The organism is Coleofasciculus sp. G1-WW12-02 (genome assembly GCF_040219735.1).
Lineage (GTDB): Bacteria > Cyanobacteriota > Cyanobacteriia > Cyanobacteriales > Coleofasciculaceae > Coleofasciculus.
This window is the reverse complement of sequence record NZ_JAVJRX010000062.1, coordinates 56,057-82,190: the sequence shown is the minus strand read 5'-3', so window position 1 is coordinate 82,190 and position 26,134 is coordinate 56,057. Positions and strand designations below refer to the sequence as shown.

19 protein-coding genes are annotated in these 26,134 nt (G+C 45.1%); 10 read left to right on the top strand and 9 right to left on the bottom strand.

All coding sequences use genetic code 11. The features are described 5' to 3' along the window. The first annotated feature begins 26 nt into the window (after positions 1-26). From trxA to RID09_RS11065, 9 genes are all read left to right on the top strand, one after another. On the top strand, positions 27-350 hold the full coding sequence (gene trxA, locus RID09_RS11105; protein WP_446336004.1) for a thioredoxin: 324 nt from the start codon (positions 27-29) through the stop codon (positions 348-350). A 225-nt stretch (positions 351-575) separates the two neighbouring features. After that, a complete protein-coding gene (locus RID09_RS11100) occupies positions 576-1,388 on the top strand; it encodes a DUF928 domain-containing protein (protein WP_446336003.1) in 813 nt (270 codons plus the stop codon). A gap of 762 nt (positions 1,389-2,150) precedes the next feature. Beyond that, complete coding sequence (locus RID09_RS11095; RefSeq protein WP_446336002.1) at positions 2,151-7,841, top strand: CHAT domain-containing protein; 5,691 nt, start codon at positions 2,151-2,153, stop codon at positions 7,839-7,841. Between the two features lie 68 nt (positions 7,842-7,909). Next, entirely contained in the window at positions 7,910-8,272 is a 363-nt protein-coding gene (locus RID09_RS11090) for a KGK domain-containing protein (protein ID WP_446336001.1), read from the top strand. 539 nt (positions 8,273-8,811) lie between these two features. Next, positions 8,812-8,973, top strand: a complete 162-nt coding sequence (locus RID09_RS11085; RefSeq protein WP_446336000.1) for a hypothetical protein — start codon at positions 8,812-8,814, stop codon at positions 8,971-8,973. A gap of 328 nt (positions 8,974-9,301) precedes the next feature. After that, positions 9,302-9,814 carry a hypothetical protein gene (locus RID09_RS11080; protein WP_446335999.1) on the top strand — a complete coding sequence of 171 codons (513 nt, stop codon included), beginning with the start codon at positions 9,302-9,304 and terminating at the stop codon, positions 9,812-9,814. Between the two features lie 8 nt (positions 9,815-9,822). Continuing rightward, positions 9,823-10,008 carry a hypothetical protein gene (locus RID09_RS11075; protein ID WP_446336041.1) on the top strand — a complete coding sequence of 62 codons (186 nt, stop codon included), beginning with the start codon at positions 9,823-9,825 and terminating at the stop codon, positions 10,006-10,008. A 247-nt stretch (positions 10,009-10,255) separates the two neighbouring features. Beyond that, positions 10,256-11,461, top strand: a complete 1,206-nt coding sequence (locus RID09_RS11070) for a Coenzyme F420 hydrogenase/dehydrogenase, beta subunit C-terminal domain (RefSeq protein ID WP_446335998.1) — start codon at positions 10,256-10,258, stop codon at positions 11,459-11,461. Positions 11,462-11,763: 302 nt separating this feature from the next. After that, positions 11,764-12,423: a hypothetical protein gene (locus RID09_RS11065; RefSeq protein WP_446335997.1), complete on the top strand. Its 660-nt coding sequence runs from the start codon at positions 11,764-11,766 to the stop codon at positions 12,421-12,423. A 44-nt stretch (positions 12,424-12,467) separates the two neighbouring features. Here RID09_RS11065 and RID09_RS11060 read toward each other — a convergent pair whose 3' ends face one another. From RID09_RS11060 to RID09_RS11050, 3 genes are all read right to left on the bottom strand, one after another. Continuing rightward, complete coding sequence (locus RID09_RS11060; RefSeq protein WP_446335996.1) at positions 12,468-12,911, bottom strand: hypothetical protein; 444 nt, start codon at positions 12,909-12,911, stop codon at positions 12,468-12,470. A 694-nt stretch (positions 12,912-13,605) separates the two neighbouring features. Further along, positions 13,606-15,201 (bottom strand): gamma-glutamyltransferase family protein, encoded by a 1,596-nt coding sequence (locus RID09_RS11055; protein WP_446335995.1) that lies wholly within the window; start codon positions 15,199-15,201, stop codon positions 13,606-13,608. 128 nt (positions 15,202-15,329) lie between these two features. After that, on the bottom strand, positions 15,330-15,527 hold the full coding sequence (locus RID09_RS11050; RefSeq protein ID WP_446335994.1) for a hypothetical protein: 198 nt from the start codon (positions 15,525-15,527) through the stop codon (positions 15,330-15,332). Between the two features lie 242 nt (positions 15,528-15,769). On the opposite strand from RID09_RS11050, the gene RID09_RS11045 reads away from it, so the two are divergent. Continuing rightward, a complete protein-coding gene (locus tag RID09_RS11045; RefSeq protein WP_446335993.1) occupies positions 15,770-16,390 on the top strand; it encodes a type I restriction endonuclease in 621 nt (206 codons plus the stop codon). Between the two features lie 660 nt (positions 16,391-17,050). On the opposite strand, the gene RID09_RS11040 is transcribed toward RID09_RS11045, so the two are convergent. The 6 genes from RID09_RS11040 to mraY form a co-directional block, all read right to left on the bottom strand. Next, positions 17,051-18,172 carry a DNA methyltransferase gene (locus RID09_RS11040; RefSeq protein ID WP_446335992.1) on the bottom strand — a complete coding sequence of 374 codons (1,122 nt, stop codon included), beginning with the start codon at positions 18,170-18,172 and terminating at the stop codon, positions 17,051-17,053. Continuing rightward, a complete protein-coding gene (locus RID09_RS11035) occupies positions 18,169-19,527 on the bottom strand; it encodes a DNA double-strand break repair nuclease NurA (protein ID WP_446335991.1) in 1,359 nt (452 codons plus the stop codon). Before RID09_RS11035 ends, RID09_RS11040 begins: the two co-directional genes overlap by 4 nt. 3 nt (positions 19,528-19,530) lie before the next feature. Then, on the bottom strand, positions 19,531-21,657 hold the full coding sequence (locus RID09_RS11030; RefSeq protein WP_446335990.1) for a helicase HerA domain-containing protein: 2,127 nt from the start codon (positions 21,655-21,657) through the stop codon (positions 19,531-19,533). A 180-nt stretch (positions 21,658-21,837) separates the two neighbouring features. Next, complete coding sequence (gene dnaK, locus RID09_RS11025; protein ID WP_446335989.1) at positions 21,838-23,769, bottom strand: molecular chaperone DnaK; 1,932 nt, start codon at positions 23,767-23,769, stop codon at positions 21,838-21,840. Positions 23,770-24,401: 632 nt separating this feature from the next. Beyond that, positions 24,402-24,647, bottom strand: a complete 246-nt coding sequence (locus RID09_RS11020; RefSeq protein WP_446335988.1) for an SDR family NAD(P)-dependent oxidoreductase — start codon at positions 24,645-24,647, stop codon at positions 24,402-24,404. Positions 24,648-24,857: 210 nt separating this feature from the next. Beyond that, positions 24,858-25,979, bottom strand: a complete 1,122-nt coding sequence (gene mraY, locus RID09_RS11015; RefSeq protein WP_446336039.1) for a phospho-N-acetylmuramoyl-pentapeptide-transferase — start codon at positions 25,977-25,979, stop codon at positions 24,858-24,860. Positions 25,980-26,134 lie beyond the last annotated feature (155 nt).

Genomic DNA, 26,134 nt, shown 5'->3' with positions numbered 1-26,134 from the left:
AACAGTACACGCAAGGATTTCCAGGCATGTCAACAGCCGTAGCAGTTACAGACGCCAGTTTTAAGCAAGACGTCCTAGACAGTGACGTTCCCGTTTTAGTGGATTTTTGGGCACCTTGGTGTGGTCCTTGTCGGATGGTCGCACCTGTGGTGGATGAAATTGCACAACAGTACGAAGGTCAGGTCAAGGTTGTGAAGCTCAACACTGACGAAAATCCCAATGTAGCCAGTCAGTACGGAATTCGCAGCATTCCTACCTTAATGATTTTTAAAGGAGGGCAGCGAGTCGATATGGTTGTGGGTGCAGTGCCAAAAACAACACTGGCAAATACTCTAGAAAAGTATCTCTAATCGATAATCGATTCAGCCTTAAGCCGAGTTGGGTTAAGGCTAGTTAAGCTTGCAGGCGCGATGAGTCGCTACAGCTACAAAAGCCTGTAAGCTCTAGAGTAACAGGGCAAAAATAACCCACAAACCAGCATAATTATCTGTTTTTCTGAATTTGTGTTGTAAATCCGGATTAGGAAATTGCCGCTTGTACTAGTAAATGTCTAAATCTATAGACTTTACTATGTCATGACTAGGATACCTATATCGCCTCCACCCATCAAACGTGTTGTGGCGATCGCATCAGTCGTGGTTGGTTGTCTGGTGAGTCCGATCCCGACTCAATCTCAACCAATCAACTCAGCGAGTAATACTCCCTCGCTGCAAGACATGCTTGAATTTAATCTCGATCTATCGGGTAGGGGGCGCCCTGGCGATCGCACAGGGGGCGCGAGTCGTAGTCTATGTGGGGCGGGTAAAACCGGAGAACCACTGTTCGCCCTGATTCCCGATACCAATTTGGGATTAACGGTAGAGGAACATCCCACCTTCTGGTTTTATATTCCCGATGGCGCGAATAAATTCCACTCGATGAAATTTGCCCTCTGGAGTGATCAGGGTGAAAAACTTTACGAAACTACCTATCGGGTGACAAACACCCTACCCGGCGTGATTAGCATCTCTTTACCGCCAACCACACCCGCGCTAAAGGAAAACCAATACTACAACTGGATTTTCACCGTTTACTGTGAAGATCCCCAACGGGCGAGTGTTTCCACTGATCCCAAACGAGTCCGAGTTAGAGGTTCCATCCAACGTGTTCCCTTAACCGCTGAACTCAAACAAGGATTGAATAGTGTTGTGACACCACGCGATCGCGCGGTTATCTTTGCCCGGAATGGGATTTGGTTTGATTCTATCACCCTGATCGGCAATCTTCGCCGTACTCAAACAGCCAATCGCGCCCTGGCGGCGGATTGGACGAATCTGTTAGAGGACATTGAACTCGAGGCGATCGCATCCCAACCCATTACGGAATGCTGTAGTGCTTCTGCTAAGTAATCCCAAAATTTGTCTAGGGGTTCTCAACTGAGCATTATCAATCACCATGTCCTCAAATTCAGGTTGCTGGTATTACATCATTCCCCAAAACCCCTATATCTAGTGGATGTGCATCATCCGATTGTACATATATCAGCGACTTGATTCGATCCTGTAAGACCCCGCTACACTATCTCGTTCGATCATGCGCTTTCCCACTTTGGCTGTTCTCCTGTGCTAGACAGGGAACAGCTTATCGCCTTCTCGGTTAAGTTTAATTCCATCGCCACTTGACCTTGAAAACAGTGTGCTATAAAGAAGTAGATTACATAGTTCCTAAATTAGTAGGTAGTGTATCACTAAATACTGTGGCTTTTTTGTCCAATGGTTTAGTATTTTGTTGTCATTGGAGAATATAGGTTAGTGGCTGACCCTAATTGAGTCATCCTGGCAAAGAGATTCCCGGTTCTGAATTTCTTTGAGGGGCATTTGTATTGAGCATTTGCCTAGGTTCACCTTAGCTAAAACCAATAACAGATAGCGTAACCCTGAAAATTGGAGTGATATAGCCCAGGTTGATTATTCAGATACTCTTGAGGATAATTCAACAGCAATAGTTTTGGTGTCTGTTGAAAATTCAACCTTTTATTTGATAGCTGAGTAAGCTTATTGGGATTCGGTGTGGCTTCCGGTTAGGACTTACTATATGTAGGGTTGAGTGGCATCCTGTCGGTAAAGTCCTATACATCAGTTCTACTTATTCGACGGAGTTTTGTAGCCCCTATGATTAATTCTGCAATGAAAGGAGCAACCCTACTGTTGGCTACCTTACCCATTTTTGGTGCGACGGCAACTGGTATACCGCCAACTCAGGCAACATTAATCCATGCCGATGGGAATAAAACGGGCGTACCGATTGTTTCGCACCCTAACCCTAGCTCTCTATTGAGAAACCCTTTAGTTACTCAACAGTCTGCGCCCAATCCTTATTTGAAAGATACTATTGTAACCAAGAAAGCCGCACCGAGCAACCCCCCAACTTTAATCATGGCTCAGTCCATTACCGAGGCGGTGGATGGGACAGGTACAACGGTTCACCAAAATGGTAACCAATTTAACATCGACGGTGGCACAGTTTCTGGAGATGGGGCAAATCTATTTCAGAGTTTTCAACAATTTGGTCTTTCATCGGGTGAAATTGCCAATTTTATTTCTAATCCTCAAATTAGTAATATCTTAGGGCGGGTGGTTGGTGGGAATGCCTCAATTATTAATGGTTTAATTAAAGTTACGGGGGGCAACTCAAATTTATTTTTAATGAATCCGGCGGGAATTATATTTGGCGCCAAGGCTAGCTTAAATGTTCCCGCGTCATTTACAGCCACAACCGCGACAGGAATTGGCTTTGAGGGGGAGAATTGGTTTAATGTCTTTAGTGAAAATAACTATCAAAGCTTAATTGGTGATCCCAATCAGTTTGCCTTTGATTTGGCTCAAGGAGCAACTCTCATTAATGGTGGCAATTTAGCTGTATCTGAAGGACACAATTTAACCTTACTGGCGGGACATACGATTAACACCGGGCAACTGACTGCACCGGGCGGCACAATTACAATGGCGGCTGTACCGGAATCCCATCGGGTGCGGATTAGTCAACCGGGACAATTATTAAGTTTAGAATTTGTACCGCCAACAGGTGTCAATGGGGAGATGGAAGCTATTGAACCCTTGGATTTACCAACGCTGCTGACGGGTACAGAGGAAAGTGTGGAGACGGGATTAACTGTTACGGATACAGGTCAAGTACAGCTTCAGGATTCTGGTATGAGTGTACCTACAGAAGTAGGCGTTGCGATCGCGTCTGGTACTCTGGATGTTTCTCATGCGTCTCCTACTGTCGATTCCCAGTCTGTGAATGTTTTGGGCAACAAAATTGGTGTATTTGATGCCACAATTAACGCTTCTGGGACTTATGGCGGGGGAACAGTACGACTGGGCGGCGACTATCAGGGTCAAGGTACGTTTAATGCCTCTCAAACCCTCGTCAGTGAAAACTCGCTGATTACGGCTGATGCTGGGGTACAGGGGACAGGCGGTGAGGTGTTTGTTTGGGCAGATGGAGTTACAGGCTTTTACGGGACGATAAGCGCCCGTGGTGGAACTCAAGTGGGAGATGGGGGATTTATTGAGGTTTCTGGCAAAGAGTTGCTGGTTTTTACGGGGCACGCTGATGCTGGAGCAGATAACGGTCAACCGGGTACGTTATTACTTGATCCTAAAAATATCATAATTGGAGATTCAAATTCACCATTAGCGATACGCTTTAATCCTACGACTTCATCAACAGGAAACCAGTTTGGTTATTCAGTTGCGGCGCTAGGTTCAGACGTACTTGTGGGTGATCCTGGATACGACGAAGGAGGGGTGAATGACGTAGGTATTGCCTATTTGTTTGATGGTAGTAATGGAGAAGAACTGGACACGTTATCGAGTCAGGATAAAACCGACAATGGTCGATTCGGTTTTGCTATTGCTGGGATGGGATCAGACAAAGTTATTATTGGTGCACCAGGAGAGAACGACAAAAAAGGAAGGGTTTATTTATTTGATAGCGATGGGATCTTCCAAAATTTATTCGACAACCCAAATTCCTCGATGGCTAGTGGTAAAACTGAATTAGGTTTTGGCTATTCCGTCGCCGCTGTGGGGTCAAATGTTCTGGTTGGCTCTCCAGGAGATGATACCGACGGACAAGATGCAGGTGCTGCTTATTTATTTGATAGCAGTAACGGTAGTTTACTAGAAGACTTTTTCAGTTCCCAGCCTGAAGTTGATGGTCAATTTGGTTATTCGGTAGCTGGCGTGGAATCCGATGTTCTGGTGGGAGCGCCTAGAGAAATGGCAGTGGACAAGGATGGTAACAACAGAACTGCAGGTGCGGCTTATCTATTTAGTAATAGTGACCCTAATCAAGCACAACGTTTGATCAGTCCCAATCCTACAGATAGCGGGCGGTTTGGTTATTCAGTAGCAGCGATGGGGACACAAATACTGGTGGGAGCTCCTAGTGATAATCTTGGACAAGGAACTAGAGGTGCTGCCTATTGGTTTAGTGGTGATGGCGAGTTGCAAAATACGTTTTCGATTCGACCTAATTCTTCAAATAGCGGTCGATTTGGTGCTTCAGTAGCGGCGGTAGAATCGGCGGAGTCTGCGCTAGGGTTTAATGTTGTCGTCAGCGCCCCTGGAGAAAATGCTACCTATTTGTATGAACCCTTACCCGATTCTGATACTGGACGTTTGTGGCAAACATTTCCCAAGCCCCCGGATTCACCCAGCAATTTTGGTAATACGGTTACTGGGGTAGGGAGAAACGTGGTAGTGGGAGCGCCAGGAGGCATGAACGATGAAGGTGATATCTATTTGTTTGCCTCAAGCTTCGAGTTTGGCGATAATCCTGACCAATCTGTGACTATCGATGTCGCCACTATTACTAATATTACTAATACGGGAACAGAGATTGAGTTTCAGGCAAACAATGACATCACTGTAGAGGCACCAATTATCACTGAGAATGGGGCAGGAACTGGAGGATCACTGAAATTAAGAGCAGGTCGAAGTATTTTTGTCAATAATAATATAACAACAGATGATGGGAATTTAACCTTAATTGCTAATGATAGCGAGGCTTTCAAGGAAGATCGTGATCCCGGTGACGCTTTTATAGAAATAGCCTCTGGCGTTACGCTGGATTCGGGAAGTGGTGATATATATCTCCAACTCGATACAGGGGCTGAAAGGGGGGATATTAATGTTCTCGGCGAGATTATTAATCAGACAGGAAATCTGGTTGTAGAACACAATAATCCCACAGGTGGAGATGTCAATATTGAAAACACGATTAACGTTGGCGGAAATGTTGATATTACAACCACTGGCGGTAATATTTTCACCAGCGGCAATGTGGCTACGACTAACGGTGCAATAAATTTCACCACTCAAGGGGGCAATATCAAAATTCAGAGTGGTGGTAATGTCTCTACTAATGGGGGTGAAATTCGTTTCAATAGTCAGGGTGGAACTATTGAGGTTGATACGGCTTTCACGCTGATCGGTGAAACGTTCTTTTCCACAGGTGCTGGAGCTGGAGATATTCTGTTTAATAATCTTTTGGATGGGACTCAAAATCTAAATCTTACGGCGGGAACAGGTAATGTGATCTTTGAGGAGAAAGTAGGTAGCCGTATACCTCTGGGAAACCTGACAATTAGTAGTGCTTTTAATGTGACGGCAAAAGACGCGACAAGAGCCACTAGCTTGACTCATCAACCGGAAACTGGCACAATTAATCTGGCAAATCTTCGAGATCTTCAAATCCTGGATGGAGACTTACTTCTCAATACCACGAATACCCTGACTGTCGGCAATATTACAGCAACTGACGGCAAGGTAGAACTGAGTGCCAATACTGATCTGAACACAGAAAATATTACCACCTCTGGCGGCATAATTAATCTCACCAGTCAAACAGAAACAGTCACGAGTGGTAACTTAAATTCCGGTGGTGGCAATGTGAATGTGACTGCTAATAGTAACTTAACCACAGAAAATATCACCACCTCTGGCGGCATAATTAATCTTACCAGTCAAGCAGGAGGGATTAATACGGGTGACTTAAATTCTTCTGCAGCCACTGGTGGCGATATTACAGTCAATGCGAACATCAGGATTACGACTGAAGCCATCAATTCTAGCGGCACTGAAGGCGATGGCGGTAAAGTTCTACTTGATCCCATCCAAGATATTACCGTCAGTTCCATTAATGCTCAAGGCGGAAGCAATGGTCAAGGCGGTGATGTTGAAATCACGACCCAACGCTTCTTTCAAGCAACAGGCAGTTTTACTGATCAAAATGGCAGAGAAGCTAGCATTTCTACTGCTGGCGGTAAAGGTGGCGGCGATATTACCATTCGTCACGATGGTGGCGCAAGAAATGAGCCTTTTGTAGTGGGTAATGGCAGTGATAATGGTACGGCTGAAGCCATTACCAGTGGTGAATTTACTATCGCACCGGTTCAGTCATTTCCAGGAAGCTATACTCTGGGCAATATTCGGATTATTACAACTGACCCGAATGTTCCAAATAATCCGAATAATCCGAATAATCCAAATAATCCGAATAGTCCGCTAATAGAGTTTAAAAGACCTTTAGAGCGACCTCCTACTCCTAATGCCTTAGATCAAGAGCCAATTCTCAACGCGGATGTTTACAAAATAGAACGCTACTTTACTCAAACATTTGAGAAACAATTGGGGATGGAGGCGGAAAAAATCCTCACCTTAGATGAAATTCGGAGTCGCCTGCGTAGCATTGAAGTTGCGACTGGGGTCAAGCCGGCTGTAATTTACGGTTTTTTTGTACCTAGCAGCACTAACTCAGAAATGGAACTCGAACTGATGCTGGTAACAGCGGAGCAGGATGTGATCACTAAGCGAGTGTCAGGGGCTAAACAATCTGATGTACTGCTTACAGGACAGAACTTTCGTCAGGAAATTATTGATGGTGGGTTTGGGTATTTAAATGATGCCAAACAACTGTATCAATGGTTAGTAGCACCCTTAGAACCAGAATTACAAGAGAAAGGAATTGAAAATCTCGTGTTCATTCTCGACGAAGGGTTGCGCTCATTGCCCCTAGCCGCTATCCATGATGGAGATGGCTTTATTGTGCAGCGATATAGCGTCAGTTTGATGCCTAGTGTTAGCCTCACGGATACCCGTTATGCTAGTATTAAAACAATGCCCGTTTTGGCAATGGGAGCCTCAGAATTTCCCAATAATCCCCTTTTGGAACAATTACCGGCTGCCGCTGCTGAGGTATCGATTCTGACCAATACACTGTGGCGAGGTCAAGCCTTTTTCAATGACAAGTTTACTGTTAACAATCTCAAGAGACAACGAGAAGACAAACCCTTTGGTATTATTCACCTCGCCACCCATGCTGAATTTGTACCGGGCGCACCCAGTAATTCCTATATTCAGTTATGGGATACTAAGGTAGGATTAGACCAAGTACGTAGTTTAGGCTGGAATGATCCGCCTGTAGAATTAGTGGTATTAAGTGCTTGTCGTACCGCATTAGGTGATCCGAGTGCAGAACTGGGATTTGCTGGATTTGCGGCTAAAGCTGGAGTTAAATCAGTATTAGCCAGTTTGTGGTACATCGAAGATTGGGGAACGTTGCCAATGATGGCAGAATTTTACAATCATCTGGATGACGCACCGATTAAAGCCGAAGCATGGCGACGGGCGCAAGTGGCAATGATTGAAGGGAGGGTTAGGTATGAAGAAAATCAATTAATCTTGTCTGATAAAGCCATTACTTTGCCACCTTCTGATGCCAAACCAGGTAATCCAGACCTGTCTCATCCCTACTACTGGTCAGCATTTAGTATTGTTGGCAATCCTTGGTAAAGTGAAGGCTCCAAGGCAAAGGACACAGGGATGAAAAATGACCAATGACCAATGATAAATGACAAAAAATGAGCGTAGATAATCAGAATCAGTTTGAGCCACTTTTGGGCGGTGAAGTCTTGTCCGTTGATGAATCAGCACAACTTTTACTTGGGAATCGCACGTTCCGAGTTGAGGAATTCGTAGAAGCGATACGGATGCAGCTTGAAGATGTAGAGGGATGGACTCAAGACAAGAATGCCTGGTTTAGCGAAAAGGGTATTCCGGCTGAAGTTTTGAGATTTACGGCTAAAGGGTGGCAAAAAGGCACGGTGAGAATCAGCCTAGAATTTGTTCCTGAAGAAACTGAGAGTCACAAATCCAAAAACTTGAAGATCAGCAATACATCACCAGAGCAAGAGGAACTACCAATTATTGGAATGATGGGCTAGATTAGCGCATCGTTCAATGGTAAGCCAATTTTGATGTCGGGTGAGCAAGAGTTATCAAGTTTGAGACGAGTTGTGTTATTATTCATTGCTCTTGCCCACCTTCCGGTAACGTGGGGTTTATCACTCGTGCGGCAAAATTTTAATTTCACTCTCAAGAAAACACGTTCTGACGCAAGGGTTTGAGGAGAGGGCGACCCGATGAAATTGAATGGGCTGGTGTTGTTAATTGATACAAGCGGGTCGCCCCTACAGTTTGTTAATTGAGGTAAGGGAGTTGCTTCTAGACCCCTCTCTTATTCTAATTGATATACTTTGCTAACAACATCTCTCTTTCAAAAGGAGGATGTTCTCAGCCCAAAGACTAACTTATTAATAATAAAGCTACTAAAAACACATAGGCGATTCGTCCTTTTGAGAGGTCAACTACCCCGCTCATACTTACCCATGGACGTTAGCTTACATTTTCAGATGAGAGTAGCTGCTGCGGTTAGTTGTCAGGGATTGATCAAGATGAACAGAACCGAAGACTTGAAACTACCATGATTGTCATGGAACGGGGACTCTCTTTGGGAGAGTGGGCGGTATCCAATCAGGTTTTCGCTGCTATGGTTGTTGTGTCAGGGGTGACTAGCATTCTAGCACCGATTATTCTCCGTTCATTGTTGAACAAATTGCCTCAAGCACAAGTAGGAGTAGACTGATGCCTATTTCATCTCAGCTTATTGTGTGGATTGCGATCGCGTTAGTGCAAGTCAGCCTCCTGGCAATAGCACCGTTGTTGATTCGCTGGCTTTCATTACTGCCTTAAATGTTCGGAAAATATCTCTCTTAAAGCGGAACAAAAATCATCTGTTAGGACTCAAAGAGTACAACAGATAAATCCTCCTTGAGGCAGATCGATTTTGACGCCTCATCTTTTAAGCTGATTGCCGAGGACTATAACTTGATTAGCCGAACTATTTTCTAGTCATAGGACTATAGTTGATAAATTGGCAATTTGCCCAAAACCACACAAGGAGACATTGTTGAATGCAGAATCGTTTGCCGAAAAAAGAACACAACGGATTAAGTAGCTTGAAAAAAGGTGCGTTTGCTTTACTCACATTGTCCTTACTCCTAGGTGCTTGCAACCCCGAACCGGAAGCAACGGTTCCTCAAACCGAACCTGACACAACATTGACAGAAACGGACGATACAGACGTTGAAGACGTTGTTGAAGATACCGAAGAACTGATCGGTCAGACGGTAACAGTGATGGGTGAAGTTGAACAAGATTATGGGATCAACACCTTTGTCTTAGAAGAAACCGGTGAGATATTTGCTGATCAAGTCTTGGTGATCAATACCGCAGCAACAACAGAGCCGATTCTCGCAGAGCAGAATGTGCAAGTTACCGGAGAAGTGCGCGAACTTGTGCTAGCTGACTTTGAGCGGGATTATGACCTAACTTGGGAGGGAGATGTTCGGCAGACGATAGAAGCTGAGTATGTCGGAAAGCCTGTTATCGTTGCCGATACTGTCGAGGTAATGAATACCCCCTAGACTTTCAGTTGAGTCAAAAACCCTACTCCATAGCGAAGGAGACTCCATGGCAAAGGATTCTGGATGCGCCAGTGGGAGAGGCGCTGCTCGGTCGGGTGATGGACGCCACAGGTCGTCCGTTAGATAATCACGGTGCGATTGAAGCCACAGGGTTGCGCTACATTACCCCTTATGCGGCGATGTCCATTGGCTAATATTTTCGCGATCGCGGACAGGATGCGTTAATCAACTACCCAGACCTGCGATCGCACAGGTCTGGGTTTTCAGTAGCCCTGAAGTCATCAAACAAGTTAAGCTGAACGTATCTGGGAGTTCTGTTTCCAGATGTTGGAACGTTCAACGCACCTCAACGAGGAACTTAGAGGCGGTTCACTAAAGCCCTGATTACGAACTAGGATATCTTGAGAGAAGAACCGTCCCGTAAGATAAAATCCTTTTTCAATGACTGCGACTACTCCCAACTCCGCCAAACACAAAAAAGCTAAAGCCCTGAAACCAGGGACTATACGCCCTGCCAAGGAACTCTGTAGCGAATGTGGTCTGTGTGATACATACTATATTCACTATGTCAAGGAAGCTTGTGCATTTCTTAACCAACAGATTCCCGAATTAGAAACCCAAACTCACGGACGTAGCCGGAATCTAGATAATCCCGATGATTGGTATTTCGGCGTCAACCAAAACATGATGGCGGCGCGGAAAATTCAACCCATTGAAGGGGCGCAGTGGACCGGAATTGTCAGCACCATTGCCATTGAAATGCTAACAAGTGGCAAAGTCGAAGGCGTCGTCTGTGTGCAGAACACAAAAGAAGACCGTTTTCAACCCATGCCGATTATCGCCCGGACTCCAGAAGATATTCTCGCCGCGCGGGTGAATAAGCCAACCCTGTCTCCTAACCTTTCGGTATTAGAACAAATCGAACAGTCGGGGATGAAACGCCTATTAGTGATTGGCGTCGGCTGTCAAATTCAGGCATTACGGGCGGTGGAAAAAGAACTGGGCTTAGAAAAACTCTATGTTCTGGGTACACCCTGTGTAGATAATGTCACCCGCGCCGGCTTGCAGAAATTCTTAGACACCACCAGCAAGTCCCCTGATACAGTCGTGCATTATGAGTTTATGCAGGACTTTCAAGTTCACTTCAAACACGAAGATGGTTCAATTGAGAAAGTCCCCTTCTTCGGACTGAATACCAAAGAACTCAAGGATGTATTTGCCCCGTCTTGCATGAGTTGTTTTGATTATGTCAACTCTCTGGCGGATTTGGTTGTCGGTTACATGGGCGCACCCTTTGGTTGGCAATGGATAGTGGTGCGAAATGAGCGGGGACAGGAAATGCTGGATTTGGTGCAAAATCAGCTAGAAACTCAATCGGTTACGTCTAAGGGCGATAGACACCAAGCGGTGCAACAGAGTATTCCGGCTTATGATAAAGGTGTCACCTTACCGATGTGGGCCGCCAAATTAATGGGGGTGGTGATTGAAAAGATTGGTCCGAAAGGATTGGAGTATGCTCGTTTCTCGATAGACTCCCACTTTACCCGCAATTATCTCTATGTGAAGCGCCATCACCCAGAGAAATTAGAAGCCCATGTGCCAGAGTTTGCCAAGCGAATTGTCGGAGAGTATACTTTACCCGATTAAGGGAGTTATTAACTAAAAATTTGGGGTAAGGGTGAGTTGTAGCGACAAAGATAACCCAGCGCAACTGACCCTGACTTCATTGATGGGTATTTATGCTGTTCTCGATTGATGCATAGGTTTGGGCGAATGATGTGATATCCCTTCTGTTCTCGATTGATGCATAGGTTTGGGCGAAGCATTCGCGGTGAAAATTGAGCTGTAGAATCGAACAATCTAGGCGCGAATGCTTCGCCCCTACAGCCCTACTCCTACAGGAATGTAACATTTAAATATTACAATACAATACTGATTATTCTACACCAATGCCCTCCAAAACGTTTATTGTTCGCGCCCACGCGAGAACCATCTATACCCGCCCCGTCACATTTATATGTGCGAAGTGCCATCAGGCGACAACTCGCGAGTGCTATCCGGGTACACCACCAAAGTACTGCCTCAACTGTGCGCCGAGGAAGAAGAAAGCATCAGCAACCCGAAAACCGGAAAAGGGAATGTTTAAACCCACTCATCACTTGGTTGCTCAGAGTACGGGTGAACGAACACCTGTGTGCCTAGAAATGTCCTCTGTTCCGGGATGTTTCTGGGTGCGTACAGCCCTAGATTGGTTTGCGGGAGAGTCGATTATTCAATATCACAAACAAAAGGGATTATATAGCCGGGATATGCCCTTGGTGGGGTATTCCCTGGACGAGATAGCATCTGATATAGGGACGGGAAACTCTAAGCAAGAGCAAGGCGCGATCGCAACCGTTTCTCCTCCCCCAACCCGACCCCACAGCGCCAGAGAACTCTGCAAGCGCTTCAAATGTGGCGATCGATTACTCAAGAGAATGCGTTCGGCTCCAGACTTTGAACAATGGAGTCAATCGAGAGATCCACTGGGAATCGCCTGGGTCTACCGAGATGAAAAATTCTTGCCCAAAATGCAGGATGTTGAACCTGAATTTGTCAGTCCAGATTAATTAATAGAGGGAACTTTTAACAGAAGTTATTGAAATCATTAAAGCTAGAAAAATTCCCCCAAAGGATTTGCCCACCCTAGTTTGGCAGGTTTTAAGGCTCGCTGAGTGGGGAAGCGTTCAAATAAAATGTCTAATTCACTTTTGCCGTATTCATTCCACAGCATTTCAATGGGTTTAAATTGCTCGGTATGTGGAAAATCGGCAGTATGGTGGGTTAATCGTTTAGCGTATTGGGTCAACGGCTTAAAGTGAATAGAATAATATAATCCGTTGACCGGATAGTTTCTGATTTCAAAGCAGGGAAAAAATTCCGGAAAGCGTTCTCTAGCTTCCTGAAAACGGCTATAAATATCCCGTTCCCAACGCTTGCGGGTAATTTCGTCAATTTCTATAACTTGCTCATTTAGGAGAATCATTGAGTTATTGGAACCGTGCATAATCTGGAGGGAACTCGCTTCACTCCCTACTCTAGAAAGATGGTATGACAAGGTTATGACAAATTAATGACAATCTTACACAGGGCTGAATCAATGAGACATAGATTACCAGCATCTCCTTCTAGATTTTAACCCTTATACGCCATTCTCAAATCGTCGCCGATTTTCAGTATTCAATTGATCAATTATTACTTACTAAGCGCCACTAACTGTGGTTATACCAAACCATGCTTTCAGAGTGCAGAATGTTCGTTTCCGGATAACCATCAGGTACTACATACACCAGAAACTAATAAACTTACGCGATACCCTACAGTCCAATAGTTTAAACATTTAAATGATACCGCCTTTGTAACAAAACTTCATAAACTCCTGTTTTTGAGGCATTTCCCCAATAAATTGACGAGATTATGGGGGTTCCAGCGATTTGTCGATTTGGGGTATAATATTATATATTGGGCAATATTATTGACTAAAATAGGGTAACAATTCGCCAAACCCTTAATAATTCGTGCAATTTCTGCATTTTTCTACTCCTCTACTAAGGAATTATTTTCTCGCCCAGCCATGTATTTACTTAAAGACGTGTAAAAAAATATTGCCAGGGGTTGACTATAAGCGTGTTGTATTGTAGTAATTTGGGGTTAGTAAAGGCGGGTTTTGCTACAGATGTTATCGGTGGGATTCAACATTGAGTGTCTAAACCCGCCCCTACAGCCCTGCTCCAATAACCTCCCTACCGCAACTACTGCGCCAACGCCAATCCATCTCCACGGGGTTCAGACGCCGCAACAAAAACGCCTCCCTGCCGTAAAATCATCTGACCCTTGCCAAACCGTTTCCCATCGGCACTCCTTTCAATGTCATGTCCCCGTTGGGCGAGTGCCAAGGCAACCTCAGCAGGTACAGTTGGCTCCAAAAGTACCTGATTTGCGGCGATAAACTGCCATCGAGGGGCATCCAGTGCCGCTTGGGGATTCATGCCATAATCTGCCAGATTCACTACCATTTGTAGATGTCCCTGGGGTTGCATATATTCCCCCATTACGCCAAAGGGTCCTAAGGGTTGACCGTCTTGGGTGAGAAAGCTGGGAATAATTGTATGATAGGGACGTTTCCCGGGCGCGACTTGATTAGGATGACCTGTTTCTAAGGTGAAACCACACCCCCGATTATGCAGGGCAATCCCCGTACCCGGAATCAGAATCCCACTGCCAAACCCTTGATAATTCGATTGAATCAACGACACCATCAACTCGCCATCTGCGGCGGCTAAATAGACGGTTCCGCCTTTGGCTAAACCGGGTTGGGCTAAGGGAATTGCGGTTTGTGTGATTAACTGGCGACGGGTTTGGGCATAGTCTTTATCCAGGAGTCGCTCAACTGCCATGTCCATAAATCGAGGGTCTGCAATATAACGCTTGGCATCGGCAAATGCCAGTTTCATCGCTTCAATTTGCAGGTGATAGCTTTCCACCGAGTCACGGGGATATTGACTTAAGTCGAATCCTTCTAATATATTCAAGGCGATTAATGCGGCTAATCCTTGGGTGTTGGGGGGAATTTCCCAAACCCGTAAGTCTCGATAGGTTGTGGAAATGGGGTTAACCCAATCCGCTTGATGGGCGGCGAAATCTGCCACGGTTAATAAGCCACCTGTATCAGCCGCAAAGTTCGCGATCGCGTCAGCAATATTCCCCTGATAAAAGCATTCACCGCCAGTTTGAGCAATCTGGGTTAAGGTGTGAGCATGAGCCTCACTTCCCCACACCTCTCCCGGATGCGGCGCCCGGTTATTGGGGAAAAATACAGATTTAAATGGCTCAAATTCTCGCCCCTTCAGGGGGAGGAAAATCGCCTCAGCTTGTTTCCAAGCCGTTGCGGTAACCGGGGAAACGGGATATCCTGACCGAGCATAGCGAATCGCCGGGGCAAATAACTGCTCAAAGGGTAATTTTCCCCACCGTTGCCATAATGTTCGCCAAGCCGAGACGCATCCGGGTACGGTGACAGGTAACCAACCCCGTTGGGGGATATCTTCCATCCCGGTAAAATGGTCTAAACTTAAGGCTTGAGAACTTTTACCGGAAGCGTTGAGTCCATGTAACTGACCATCCCAGACTAAGGCAAAGGTGTCAGAACCGATTCCGTTAGAGGTGGGTTCAACTACCGTGAGTGCGATCGCGATCGCTAACGCCGCATCAACGGCATTCCCCCCCGCCCAAATCATCTCCATCCCCGCTAATGTGGCGAGGGGTTGGCTGGTGGCGACAGCACAATGCTTACCCATAATCACCCGTCGTGTTGAAGGGTAGGGGTAGTGAGTTAGGTCATGGTTCATGGTTCATTATTCATTGTTCATTGAGAAAATTCTTCTCTCCCTCATCTCCCCCAGCTAAGAGACGTGCCATGGCACGTCTCTACATTGCTCCCCCTGTTTCCGTCAAACCAAGGCTTCACTACAAACAATTATCGGAAATTAAAAATAACTGCTGATAGCCTTTTATCTTGTTTCCCAGTGGCGAGGAAGGTTTCTACGACTTTGTAGCGTTGGGTGCTAGGATTGCGGAGGTTATGGCTTTCGTCGATAAGGATAAAGTCTCTATCTTTATAGCGGAAGTCGTTGACGAGAAGGTTTTTCCCATTTTCTCCATTATCTCGCAGCATTCCCACATTTCTACCAGGGGGGCGGGACAGATAATTAAATTTTTACAGAGTTTAATATAATTAAATTTATCTCGACACAACCCGTCGTATAACTTGAATAGGACTTACGCCTAGCCTTTATCTGTAGGGCGCAACCCAGCTAATTTGGTGCGATAGATTTGCTTCGTAGTGAGGGATTTATCCCTCTTTAGCTAATCTGATTTTAAAATAAAAATAAGTCTCTCCCCAAGGGGAATAATACGATGGTACAAACAATCTTTGCCAAAGAACTCAGTCTCTACGATTTAGAAACAGCATTTGATTTACAGTTAACCGAAGACGCTTGTTTTACGGAATGGGTGAGTGATGTCACGGTTACCGAATCTGAAAAGCAAGCATTAAACCGCATCCGCAGCAATTACTTGAATTTAACTCGATACCGTTTCATGTCAGAAGAGGCAGTCAAAATGGTTGTGCTGTCTCCTTTACTGGATTTAGCCGGATTTTATCAGCCCCCCTTTACCATTGAAACGGAAACCTCGATTCAAATTTCGGCTGAAGATGAAGGCATTATCGTTAAAGGTAGTATTGATGTGTTAGTCGTACAGCAACGGTTGTGGATATTGGTGATTGAATCCAAGGCGACTAAATTTGATGTGATGACGGCTTTACCTCAAGCCCTGGCTTATATGCTGAGTGATGGGAACAGAAAACAACCCAGGTTTGGTTTATTGGTGAATGGCAGAGAATTTGTTTTTGTCAAGCTAACTGGGCAAGATCAACCCCAGTATAGTTTATCTCAGGCGTTTTCTATCCTTAAACCAGAAGATGACTTATATAATGTCCTAAATTTACTTAAATACATTGGTGGTTTGATTCGCTAGTAGTAGGTTGGGTTGAGGAACGAAACCCAACCAGTTAACCTTAAATACATTAGTGGTTTGATTGGTAGGGGCGCACACTCCGTGCTATTGGTGTCAACTTAAAACTGAAACCCTTACTTAGTAAGAGATCTCCCCTAGTCCCCCTTGTAGATCTCCCTCTTCCCTTTTGATCCCCCTTCCGTCCCCCTTTTTGATCCCCCTCCCGTCCCCCTTAAAAAGGGGGAAGCCAGAGGATGCTTCGCGTTTTTTTCCATGGGGGAGACCAGCGGATGCTTCGCTTTTTGTTCCATGGGGGAAGCCAGCGGATGCTTCGCCTTTGTTGTACGGGGGAGACCAGATGTTGCTTCGCTTTTTTTGCATGGGGGATTTAGGGGGATCTAAACGGCTGAGGTGTAAGTTCAGGGAGAAGAATTCTGAGATTTAGGAGTTTATAGTCAGGGATGCCAATGTTCTTGAAAAGGGGGTTATAGGAGCGCACATTTTCCGATGATGAAATAGTACCTGAAATCACCGCAGAAATCAAGAGATTCATTGGGTTTTTTTGAGCAGTGATTTGCCGGATAACTCGGTGGGTTACGACGGCGGGTTCATTCAATGGTTTGTTGCATTAATTAAACACCGTCTAACCCACCGTACTGGCTAATGAACATAAATGCTACATTATCGCATGATAATATCAATTTCACCGGGTTTTTTTGATTTATCACCAAATAGTGCTGTCTGAGTATTCTTAATAAATGGCTTAGACACTATCTCAAGGGATTTTTTAGGAAAAATATCACGGAGAATCTCCAGTGTTGTTGTCTTAGTAAACTCTCTGGCGTCAGTTCTGACATAAACGATTGCCGTACTTGCCATAATTTCAGCACACCCCCTAAAAACCCGATACAACAAATCACAATACGCGCTCTTTGATTCAAATCGGTTTTTCCACTTCTCACTTATCCAAGTGGGTTGATTGGGTCCCCCAAGCATCCAAAGACGCAACCACTGATCATAATGGTAATTTGTTAGTTTATAATAAGGCGGTGAAGTAAATAGAAGATCAAAAGGTTTCTTTTCTCCATTAGAAACTTTATTTTTTATTCCACTCAGAAATGATAGACTATCTCCACGTATAATGGTTCCATTTTTCCTTAAATTGGGGATTCCATGCCTATAGCGCCACTCAAGGCGTTGAATAAGGAATTCTACTGGCTCAACTTCTGGCGGGAGCAATTGTCTATTTTTCCACCAACGAACTGAGTAGTCTGGAGCCATAGACTTTCCTTGGCGCATTTGATTTGATAATGACTGCTCTCGCCTGCCATGCAAATGAACTAATATAATTGCCATTAGAGTGGCATCAACTATACTGTTTCTCCACCGCAGTTCGTCACGAGCAACAACAAGATATCGCAATACATTAGGGCAGTAGCAAACTGAAAAAAACTCTGGTAGATCATCGATTTTTTTTGAATCAATTAATTTAGCTATTTCACCAATATTTTTGATGCGTCGCAACACATTCCTTTTCAGAGCTGGCTTTAATTTTACATAACCATAAAGCCAACCAACGGGATTGATTTCAATGCCACAGCCTAACCTTTGCATGGCAGCAGCCGCATAGATACTGGTTGCACGACCTGCAAATGGATCAAGGACAGCGTCTCCAGGCTTTGAATAGGTTTCTATGACGTTAAAAGCAAATTCTCGAGGGAACATCGCATAGTATGGACCCAAGCCAGACCATCGACCTGTGGCTGTACTCAGACTCAATGGGTTAGTCGATGTGACCTTCATGTTCCCTCGTTGGTGATAAGTTCCTTGGCAAGGCGTTCCAATACCTTGTTTCCAAGACTTAAAGGTATAGCTGCCTCTGCATTGGCTGAAACCAATGGTGCAAGAGCATTGGGAAATCGTGAGGATACAAGTTGATCGAGAAGCCCGACTGCATCTGCAAGACGTGGATACTGGGACGGTTCAGCCCTTTTTAAGTCTTTATGATTATCTGTAAGGAAGGGTAAGCTAGCCACTAGCCGTGCACCCGATTTGGTTTTGTAGAATAACTTCCGTCCAAAGTATGTAGCATCTCCATAAGGTCTTTGGCTATCGGAAAAAATAATGTTGTTCTTGATGTAGTCATCAGTTAGTAATGCAATGGATTGACAAGGGAAAGACCCATATCCTCCATCTTCTTGGCGGTCTATATCTTCAAAATGCTGTACAAATGTACCTGTCTTTTCAACTCCAATAAGAAGAATATCTTTTCCTCCTGTTACCTTCTTGGCTACCGTGTTAATTCTAGAGAGTTCTTGACAAATCGCCTGACTTATCCAGGCAGGTTGTCCGAACACAGCAAGAGGACCATCTAGTACAATTGCAAGCCTACGCAGACTAGACAGCCAGTTTTTCGCTTCCAGTGTTCTTAAAATATGCACAACCCAAACTCGTTCCCACACTTGCATAATCTCAGCAAATATAGCACCGTTTGTCCCTGCTGGATTCATTCGTTCGTGTATACGCAGGGCATCAGTAGAGTATAGGGAGCGCGACAGCTCACAGGGACAGGGATATTTGCCATTCCCGCGCTGGTATTCTCTTGAACAATCTTCGTATGGACATTCCTGCTTACGTTCAGTAGTAGGTTTGTACTTCAGAAGCGCCTCGTAGGTATCTAACAGTGATTCACCTTCAGAAGACATCCGAACAGAGCTAAAAACTTCAAAAATTGATTTCCTAAGTGAAGCTTTAGCTGAGGTTTCACCCTCTGTGATGATATTACATCCAGGTAATGCACAGTCAATTGATTCCGCTTTCTCTGTTGTCCGGAATTCCTTCGGATTAACAGGACGTTGCTGATCGAGTTGTTTGATTTTGGCAACATCCAGAATCACAGAAGCTACTGTTACATAGGAAGCCTCAGCACCAGGAAAACCATTTTTGATATCTACTTCTGCATGGCTTCCATCTATAGCTATTAGATAGTTGGGGGTCCAATCACCAGGCTGAAACTTGATTGGACTGAGAGATTGAAGTGACTCTAGCTGCTCGGAAGTGCTTCGGATTTTATAACTGCCAAGTAGCTTATTAACACGCTCACTCTCTACAAGACGGCGTAGGGGTCTATAGTTGGCAAATTCTCCTTCGTATGGCATGGATTAGACCTCGAATTTATTGACTTGAACAGGAATAACAAAAAGATTACTCAAGGTCTTAACCCTTAAAAAACCTCGATCTTGAGCGCGACGGATTGATGCTTCAAAATCAGCAAAATCATAGTATTTACGAAGTTCTTTGGTTTCATCTGTATTATTCAAGTGTCCAATCAGCCAGTTAGCAGTATTTTTGAGAATGTTACGTTGGATACTACTAACCTCCTGAGTGGCATAAACGATGCCTATGTGATACTTGGCTCCTTCTTTGGCTGTACGCACCCAAACATTTTTTAGATCCATATCTGTTCCGTATGGCAGGAGATTATGGGCTTCTTCTAGATAGACTAAAATTTCGGGAATGTTCTCTTTTCCTTCACGAAATAGGCTTTGATTTTGCTGAAATATATGCCACATAATTCTATCTGCTGAGGATTGATTCACTTCAGGATCGCCACTAGATTGGTCAACAATAACTAATTTTCCATCTTTCAAGTATTGATATATTTCTACAGCATAATCAGAAGTTGTGCTGCTAGTGTGCTGGTTAAGCACTTTACCAATTTGTTTGGAACCGTTAGGGCGGCTGAACATTTCCAGAAGTTTTTTCAAATCTTCATCAGCCCAAGGATCTCCTGATGCTTTAGGCTTCTCCATCATATACCAGTTCTCGAAATCTTTATAACCACTATTTTTGTCAGTCATAAAGTCGTAAAGATATTCAAATGCAACACCTAGCTCTGACCATTTAGGGTTGGGCTTACTAAGAATAGCTGCCGCTGCCTTGTGGTTAACTTGATTATCAACTTCACTATCCTTTAAAGCTTGAATAAGTTTCTGATTAAACAACCCTTTAATGTTGGGATTAAGGCTTTTAGGAGGATCAAAGCCAGCTTTAGCTAGTAATGAACGATATACAAGAACGCGGCGCTTATAGCGTGTCATAGCACTTATGTCGTTCTCGTCCGGAAGAGTAAAAGCAACCTGTCGGAAGTTTTGGATGTACTTAGAGCTATCGGCTGCTAGCGTAGCATCAATGATAGTCTTGCCGACTTGGAGAGTATCATCAGCAAAGAAGTTTACAAGCATCAGCTTGCGATTAGGGTCATTTGGATGTGGTAGAATTCCGTAAGTAACAACATCCTCTTTCTGACCATCCGGGTGAGATTTCCAAAGGTTTTTTATAGCTGAAGGATTTTTCTGCTGGTTGGCATCTTGCTCGTTTTCATTAGCGTACTCACCATTCGGATCGAATACTATTTGCCCTATCCGTAATTGCTTTTCTCGTGAAAACCTTAGATTAAAGACAGATTGAAGGATTATTTTAGTGGTGTTAGACTTACCAGTTCGAGTCATTCCAAAAAGAGCTGTCTTTTGTCCTAGTAAATCTGCGGGCAGAAGTTTAACATCTACATTTGAGATACCCTGGAATGCTCTATTGGTAGAAGCATAACGTATTTGCCCAACTGTTACTGTTTGATTGGTTTGCTGTTCCTTCTTGCGATCCGGATCGTGATAATTTACAATGAGCGATAAAGCCTTGTCATTGGGTTTGTAAACTTTCAAACCCCGATTAGGATAGTAATTTGAAAGGTCACTACCAAAGCGAAGGACTAGTGAGTCGGCTGTTTCACTGCCAGGAGTCTGATCTAAGAAGAAAGTGCCAATCACTCTACACTTAACACCAGCAAAAGATAGAAGTCGATGAGTCCAGCCATCCATCATATCTGGATCATCCCAGTGTTTCTCCTGATCGCTTGCTCTCTGTGCTGCCTCTACTCTAACCCGTTCTGCTTCTACGGCATTAGGAAGTGGTGCAGCATCCATGACACGCAACAGGATTACAGAAGCATCTTCAGTTGTGTAGTCAATCGCCTCTTCTGGATTAACACGGGTAGCAATCAGGAAACTCAGACTTGGAATTCCACCCACATCCATGCGATGACGGTCATGTATTTGAACCAAGGCTGCTTCGTAACTAATGGAGTATACCTCACCCACATACTGATTTTTCTGAATCAGGGTTTGGAAGATTTCCTGTGCAGCTCGTTCAACGGCTTGGCTTTGATCGGCTGCAAATAGATTTTCAAGCTCTGATACCATTTCTGTGGTCAAGAAGGTTACATCTGTCATTTTGGCTTTTTTCACATGCTATTGCCACTGTTGCAGCAGGTAGAGCCTTGAACAAGAGGCTTAGAACACCAAGCAAGCCAAAACCTACATAATAAAAAGCGACGCCTTCTGAAGAACTGGCGTCGCTGATAATGCTTAAAAATAGAGGCTAGCCTCTGGCTAACCTCTAACCCTAACCTGCTATTTCGTTTCCGAGAATTCAGCGTCGATGACATCATCACCACCACCGGATTCACTACCGGGAGCAGCACCAGCTTCATTTTCACCTGGAGCACCAGCACCACCGGGAGCAGCACCGGCTTCAGGACCACCCGCTTGTTGATACAAGTTAGCACTGATGCTGTAGAGAGCTTGTTGCAATTCCGTAGTCAGCGTCTTAATCTTTTCATCGTCTTCTTGAGACACCGCATCTCGCAGATCCTTAATCAAGCCTTCAACCTTAGTCTTATCAGCTGCTGGGACTTTATCACCCAATTCATTAATCTGCTTCTCAGCTTGATACGTCAGAGAATCGGCTTGGTTCTTGCGATCAATTTTCTCACGACGCTCTTTGTCCGCCGTCGCATTGGCTTCGGCTTCCTTAACCATGCGATCAACGTCTTCACTGGGGAGGGTGGATGCGCCAGTAATGCTAATTGATTGCTCTTTACCCGTACCTTTATCCTTCGCCGTAACGTTCAGGATACCATTGGCGTCGATATCAAAAGTAACTTCAATTTGGGGAACGCCGCGCGGTGCTGGGGGAATACCATCGAGACGGAAAGTCCCCAGACTCTTGTTATCGCCGGACATTTCCCGTTCACCTTGGAGAACGTGGATTTCTACGTTGGTTTGACCATCAACAGCCGTTGAGAAGGTTTCTGACTTCTTGGTGGGAATGGTGGTGTTGCGGGGGATAATCTTAGTCATTACACCGCCCAAGGTTTCTACACCCAGGGATAGAGGTGTAACATCCAGTAGCAGAATGTCTTTAACTTCACCCGCCAAAACACCCGCTTGAATCGCTGCGCCAACTGCAACCACTTCATCTGGGTTTACAGTTTGGTTGGGTTCCTTACCCAATACCCGCTTGACTACCTCTTTTACCGCCGGAATCCGGGTTGAACCTCCAACCAAGACAATCTCATCAATCGCGCTTTTATCAATTTTGGCATCGCGCACCGAATTCTCAACTGGGATGCGACACCGATCAATTAAGTCCGCACAGAGTTCTTCAAACTTCGCCCGAGTCAAGGTCATATCCAGGTGCTTGGGACCTTCCTGGGTAGCGGTGATGAAGGGTAGGTTAATTTCGGCTTGGGTAACGCTGGAGAGTTCAATTTTGGCTTTCTCCGCCGCTTCCGTTAGACGTTGCAGAGCTTGCTTGTCTTTGCGTAAGTCAATCCCTTCGGATTTCTGAAATTCAGCGGCGAGGTAATCGACAATTTTCTTATCAAAGTCGTCACCACCCAAGTGAGTGTCACCGGAGGTAGATAATACTTCAAAGACACCATCACCGACTTCCAGGATGGATACGTCAAAGGTTCCACCACCAAGGTCAAAGACCAAAATCGTTTCGTTGCTCTTTTTGTCTAAGCCATAGGCGAGAGAAGCCGCCGTGGGTTCGTTAATAATCCGCAAGACTTCAACGCCAGCAATCTTACCTGCGTCTTTCGTGGCTTGACGCTGGGAGTCGTTGAAGTAGGCGGGAACGGTAATCACGGCTTGAGTTACCGTTTCGCCCAGGTACTTACTGGCGTCATCGACTAACTTACGTAGGACTTGAGCCGAAATTTCTTCAGGCGCAAATTGTTTGCCTTGAGAGGGACAATCAAGTTTGACGTTATCGCCAACTTTGAGGACTTTATAAGAGACTTCAGTAGCTTCATTGGTGACTTCGCCATGTCTACGCCCAATAAAGCGTTTGACTGAGTAGAATGTATTTTCCGGGTTCATCACCGCCTGACGTTTGGCGATTTGACCCACGAGGCGATCGCCATTTTTGGCATAAGCCACAACTGAAGGGGTTGTACGTCCGCCTTCGGCGTTAGCAATCACGGTGGGTTTACCACCTTCCATGACGGCTACGCAGGAGTTTGTCGTACCTAAATCAATTCCAACTACTTTTGCCATAAGAGTGTTCCAAGTTCGCTTAACTACAAATACTGGAGAAGTCGGGGAGCATGACTGTTGAACCTTAACTTGGCTCAATCAGCAGCCTTTGGGAGCTTCAATATTGCTTCGGCTACCAATCTCTATACTGAACTCGGTTAGCCCGTCTCATGAAGGGGGGGTTCCCGAACCTGAGATGGGACGGTTCGATTTGGTGATTGCTAGTTTTAGTCGCTCTCCCATTAACAATAATCAACGGTTAACTTTGTGCTGATGTCTTGCGCTGTGTCTAATGTAAGAAACTCGACGGTATCAAGGATTGGGGCGAACCGTAATGAATCAGTTGTGTTTGCCGTCTTTTACTGTGTTAAAGCATCTGTACCCCTTCTCTGCTGGCAAAGCTTAGTCTCAAGCACAACCAGGAATAAGTGGTTAAGCACTTGATTTTTACCACGATATCAGACTATTATTTAAGGTTTTTTTAGAAGCAATCCCATTATTCTTGTCTCCTAGGGAGCTTCTAAATAGCCGATTTTTTGATTAAACCTGCTTACACGTATATGGTAAAAAAGAGAGTTTGTGTATAGTAGATTCTTGTCGGGTTAGCTGCGGTTGGTAAGTTTCATCATCCAGGTCATCAAGAGGAACCGACGTTAATAATTGAGCCAGTTTTTCGAGATAGGAAAATCCACCAATTCTTGCACCTGTTTTGGGTTAGTGACATCGGTGGGAATAGCCAAGGCGTCGCCTCCCTTGGCGCGAATGTCTTGGGCTACCGCCTCTAATCGCTCAGGTTGACGGGCGGCGAGAACAACAGAATAGCCGTTTTGGGCAAATAGATTGGCAGTGGCTTTACCGCTACCTTGAGACGCGCCAGTAATCACAACAGTGGAAGCCATAAGCACTGAATGGGTAAGTTCATCTGTTTTTGATTGTGCCAAAACTTGACCTGATACTGTGTGCTAACGTCACTAAAGCTAGCGCTCACAATAGGTAATCAGTCCATTGTAGGGGCGGGTTTAGGAACTACACTCCGCATTGCTGAAATAACTGAACAACAAAACCCGCCCTGATTAAAAAGCCTGGTTACAGATTGACTTAACCATCGCTCAAAAGCCGGACTGCAATCCTAAAGCCATCAACGCTAACAGCCCACCTGTCAAATAAAACGCACCCACAATTTGGGTTTCTGACCAACCGCTTAATTCCAAATGGTTATGAAACGGTGACATTTTAAACAGCCGTTTGCCTATCCCAGCATCATCTTTTGTGGCTTTGTAATAGGCAACTTGGGCAATCACAGAGATCGATTCCCAACAGAAAATGCCACTGAGAACAAATAAACACCAGAGATTCTGACTCAATAGTCCTACCGCCGCCAGGGCGCCGCCTAAAGCGAGGGAACCCGTATCTCCCATAAACACAGCGGCTGGGTGGCGATTATGTGCGACAAACCCCAGACAACTACCACTGAGACAGGCACAGAACACCATTAAACCCGGTGAAGTTGGGGAAACGATCGCAGCCAATGCCAAAAGCGCGATCGCACAAGTCCCTCCAGCTAATCCATCTACCCCATCGGTAAGATTCGTGGCATTACTTTCCGCCGCCAGAACAAACAGGGCTAGGGGCCAAAACAGTAATCCTAAGGGTAAAACGATACCAAACGGCAGTGCGATCGCGGTAATACTAATCGGTTGACTTGCCGCTAGCCAGATACAAAACATCAACCCCACGCTGATTTGCAGTGCCAATTTTAGGCGAGGGGAAATCCCTTTATTAGAACGGCGGCGGATAATTTGCCAATCATCCAACCAGCCAATCATCCCATAAGCCAGGGTCACAACGGATACAACGAGGACGTTGACAAACTCTTGCCCTCCCAGTGCCAATCCCGACCAAAATAGAGCCACCATTACCGCCACGGGTACAAAAAACACCCCACCCATGGTTGGGGTGCCAGCTTTTTGTAAATGGGTTTGCGGACCATCCTCCCGGACAATCTGACCCATTTTCAGCCTTTGCAGAAAAGGAACAACCCAATATCCCAGCGCCGAACTCAGTACGGCACAAATCAACAACGGCAAGGTTATGGAGACTCCGGCGAAAAGGGAGCGTTCCCCCAACCCATCTAGAATGAGTGATCCCAGACTCAAGCCAACGGCTAGTAACGTCAAGAGGCTCGAACCCGTTAAATTAAACGAGCGCCCAGAAGTTAATTTTGCGTCTATCACGGACAAAAACATCCCTTTATCGAACTTCCTCACACACAATGCGACGCATGGCGTCTTGACGATTCCCGTGTGACCCACGGCACTGATGGGAATCGTAACATCAATAGGGTACTTTCAATCAATCCTTCAAGCAAGCAAATTTACTTATTGTT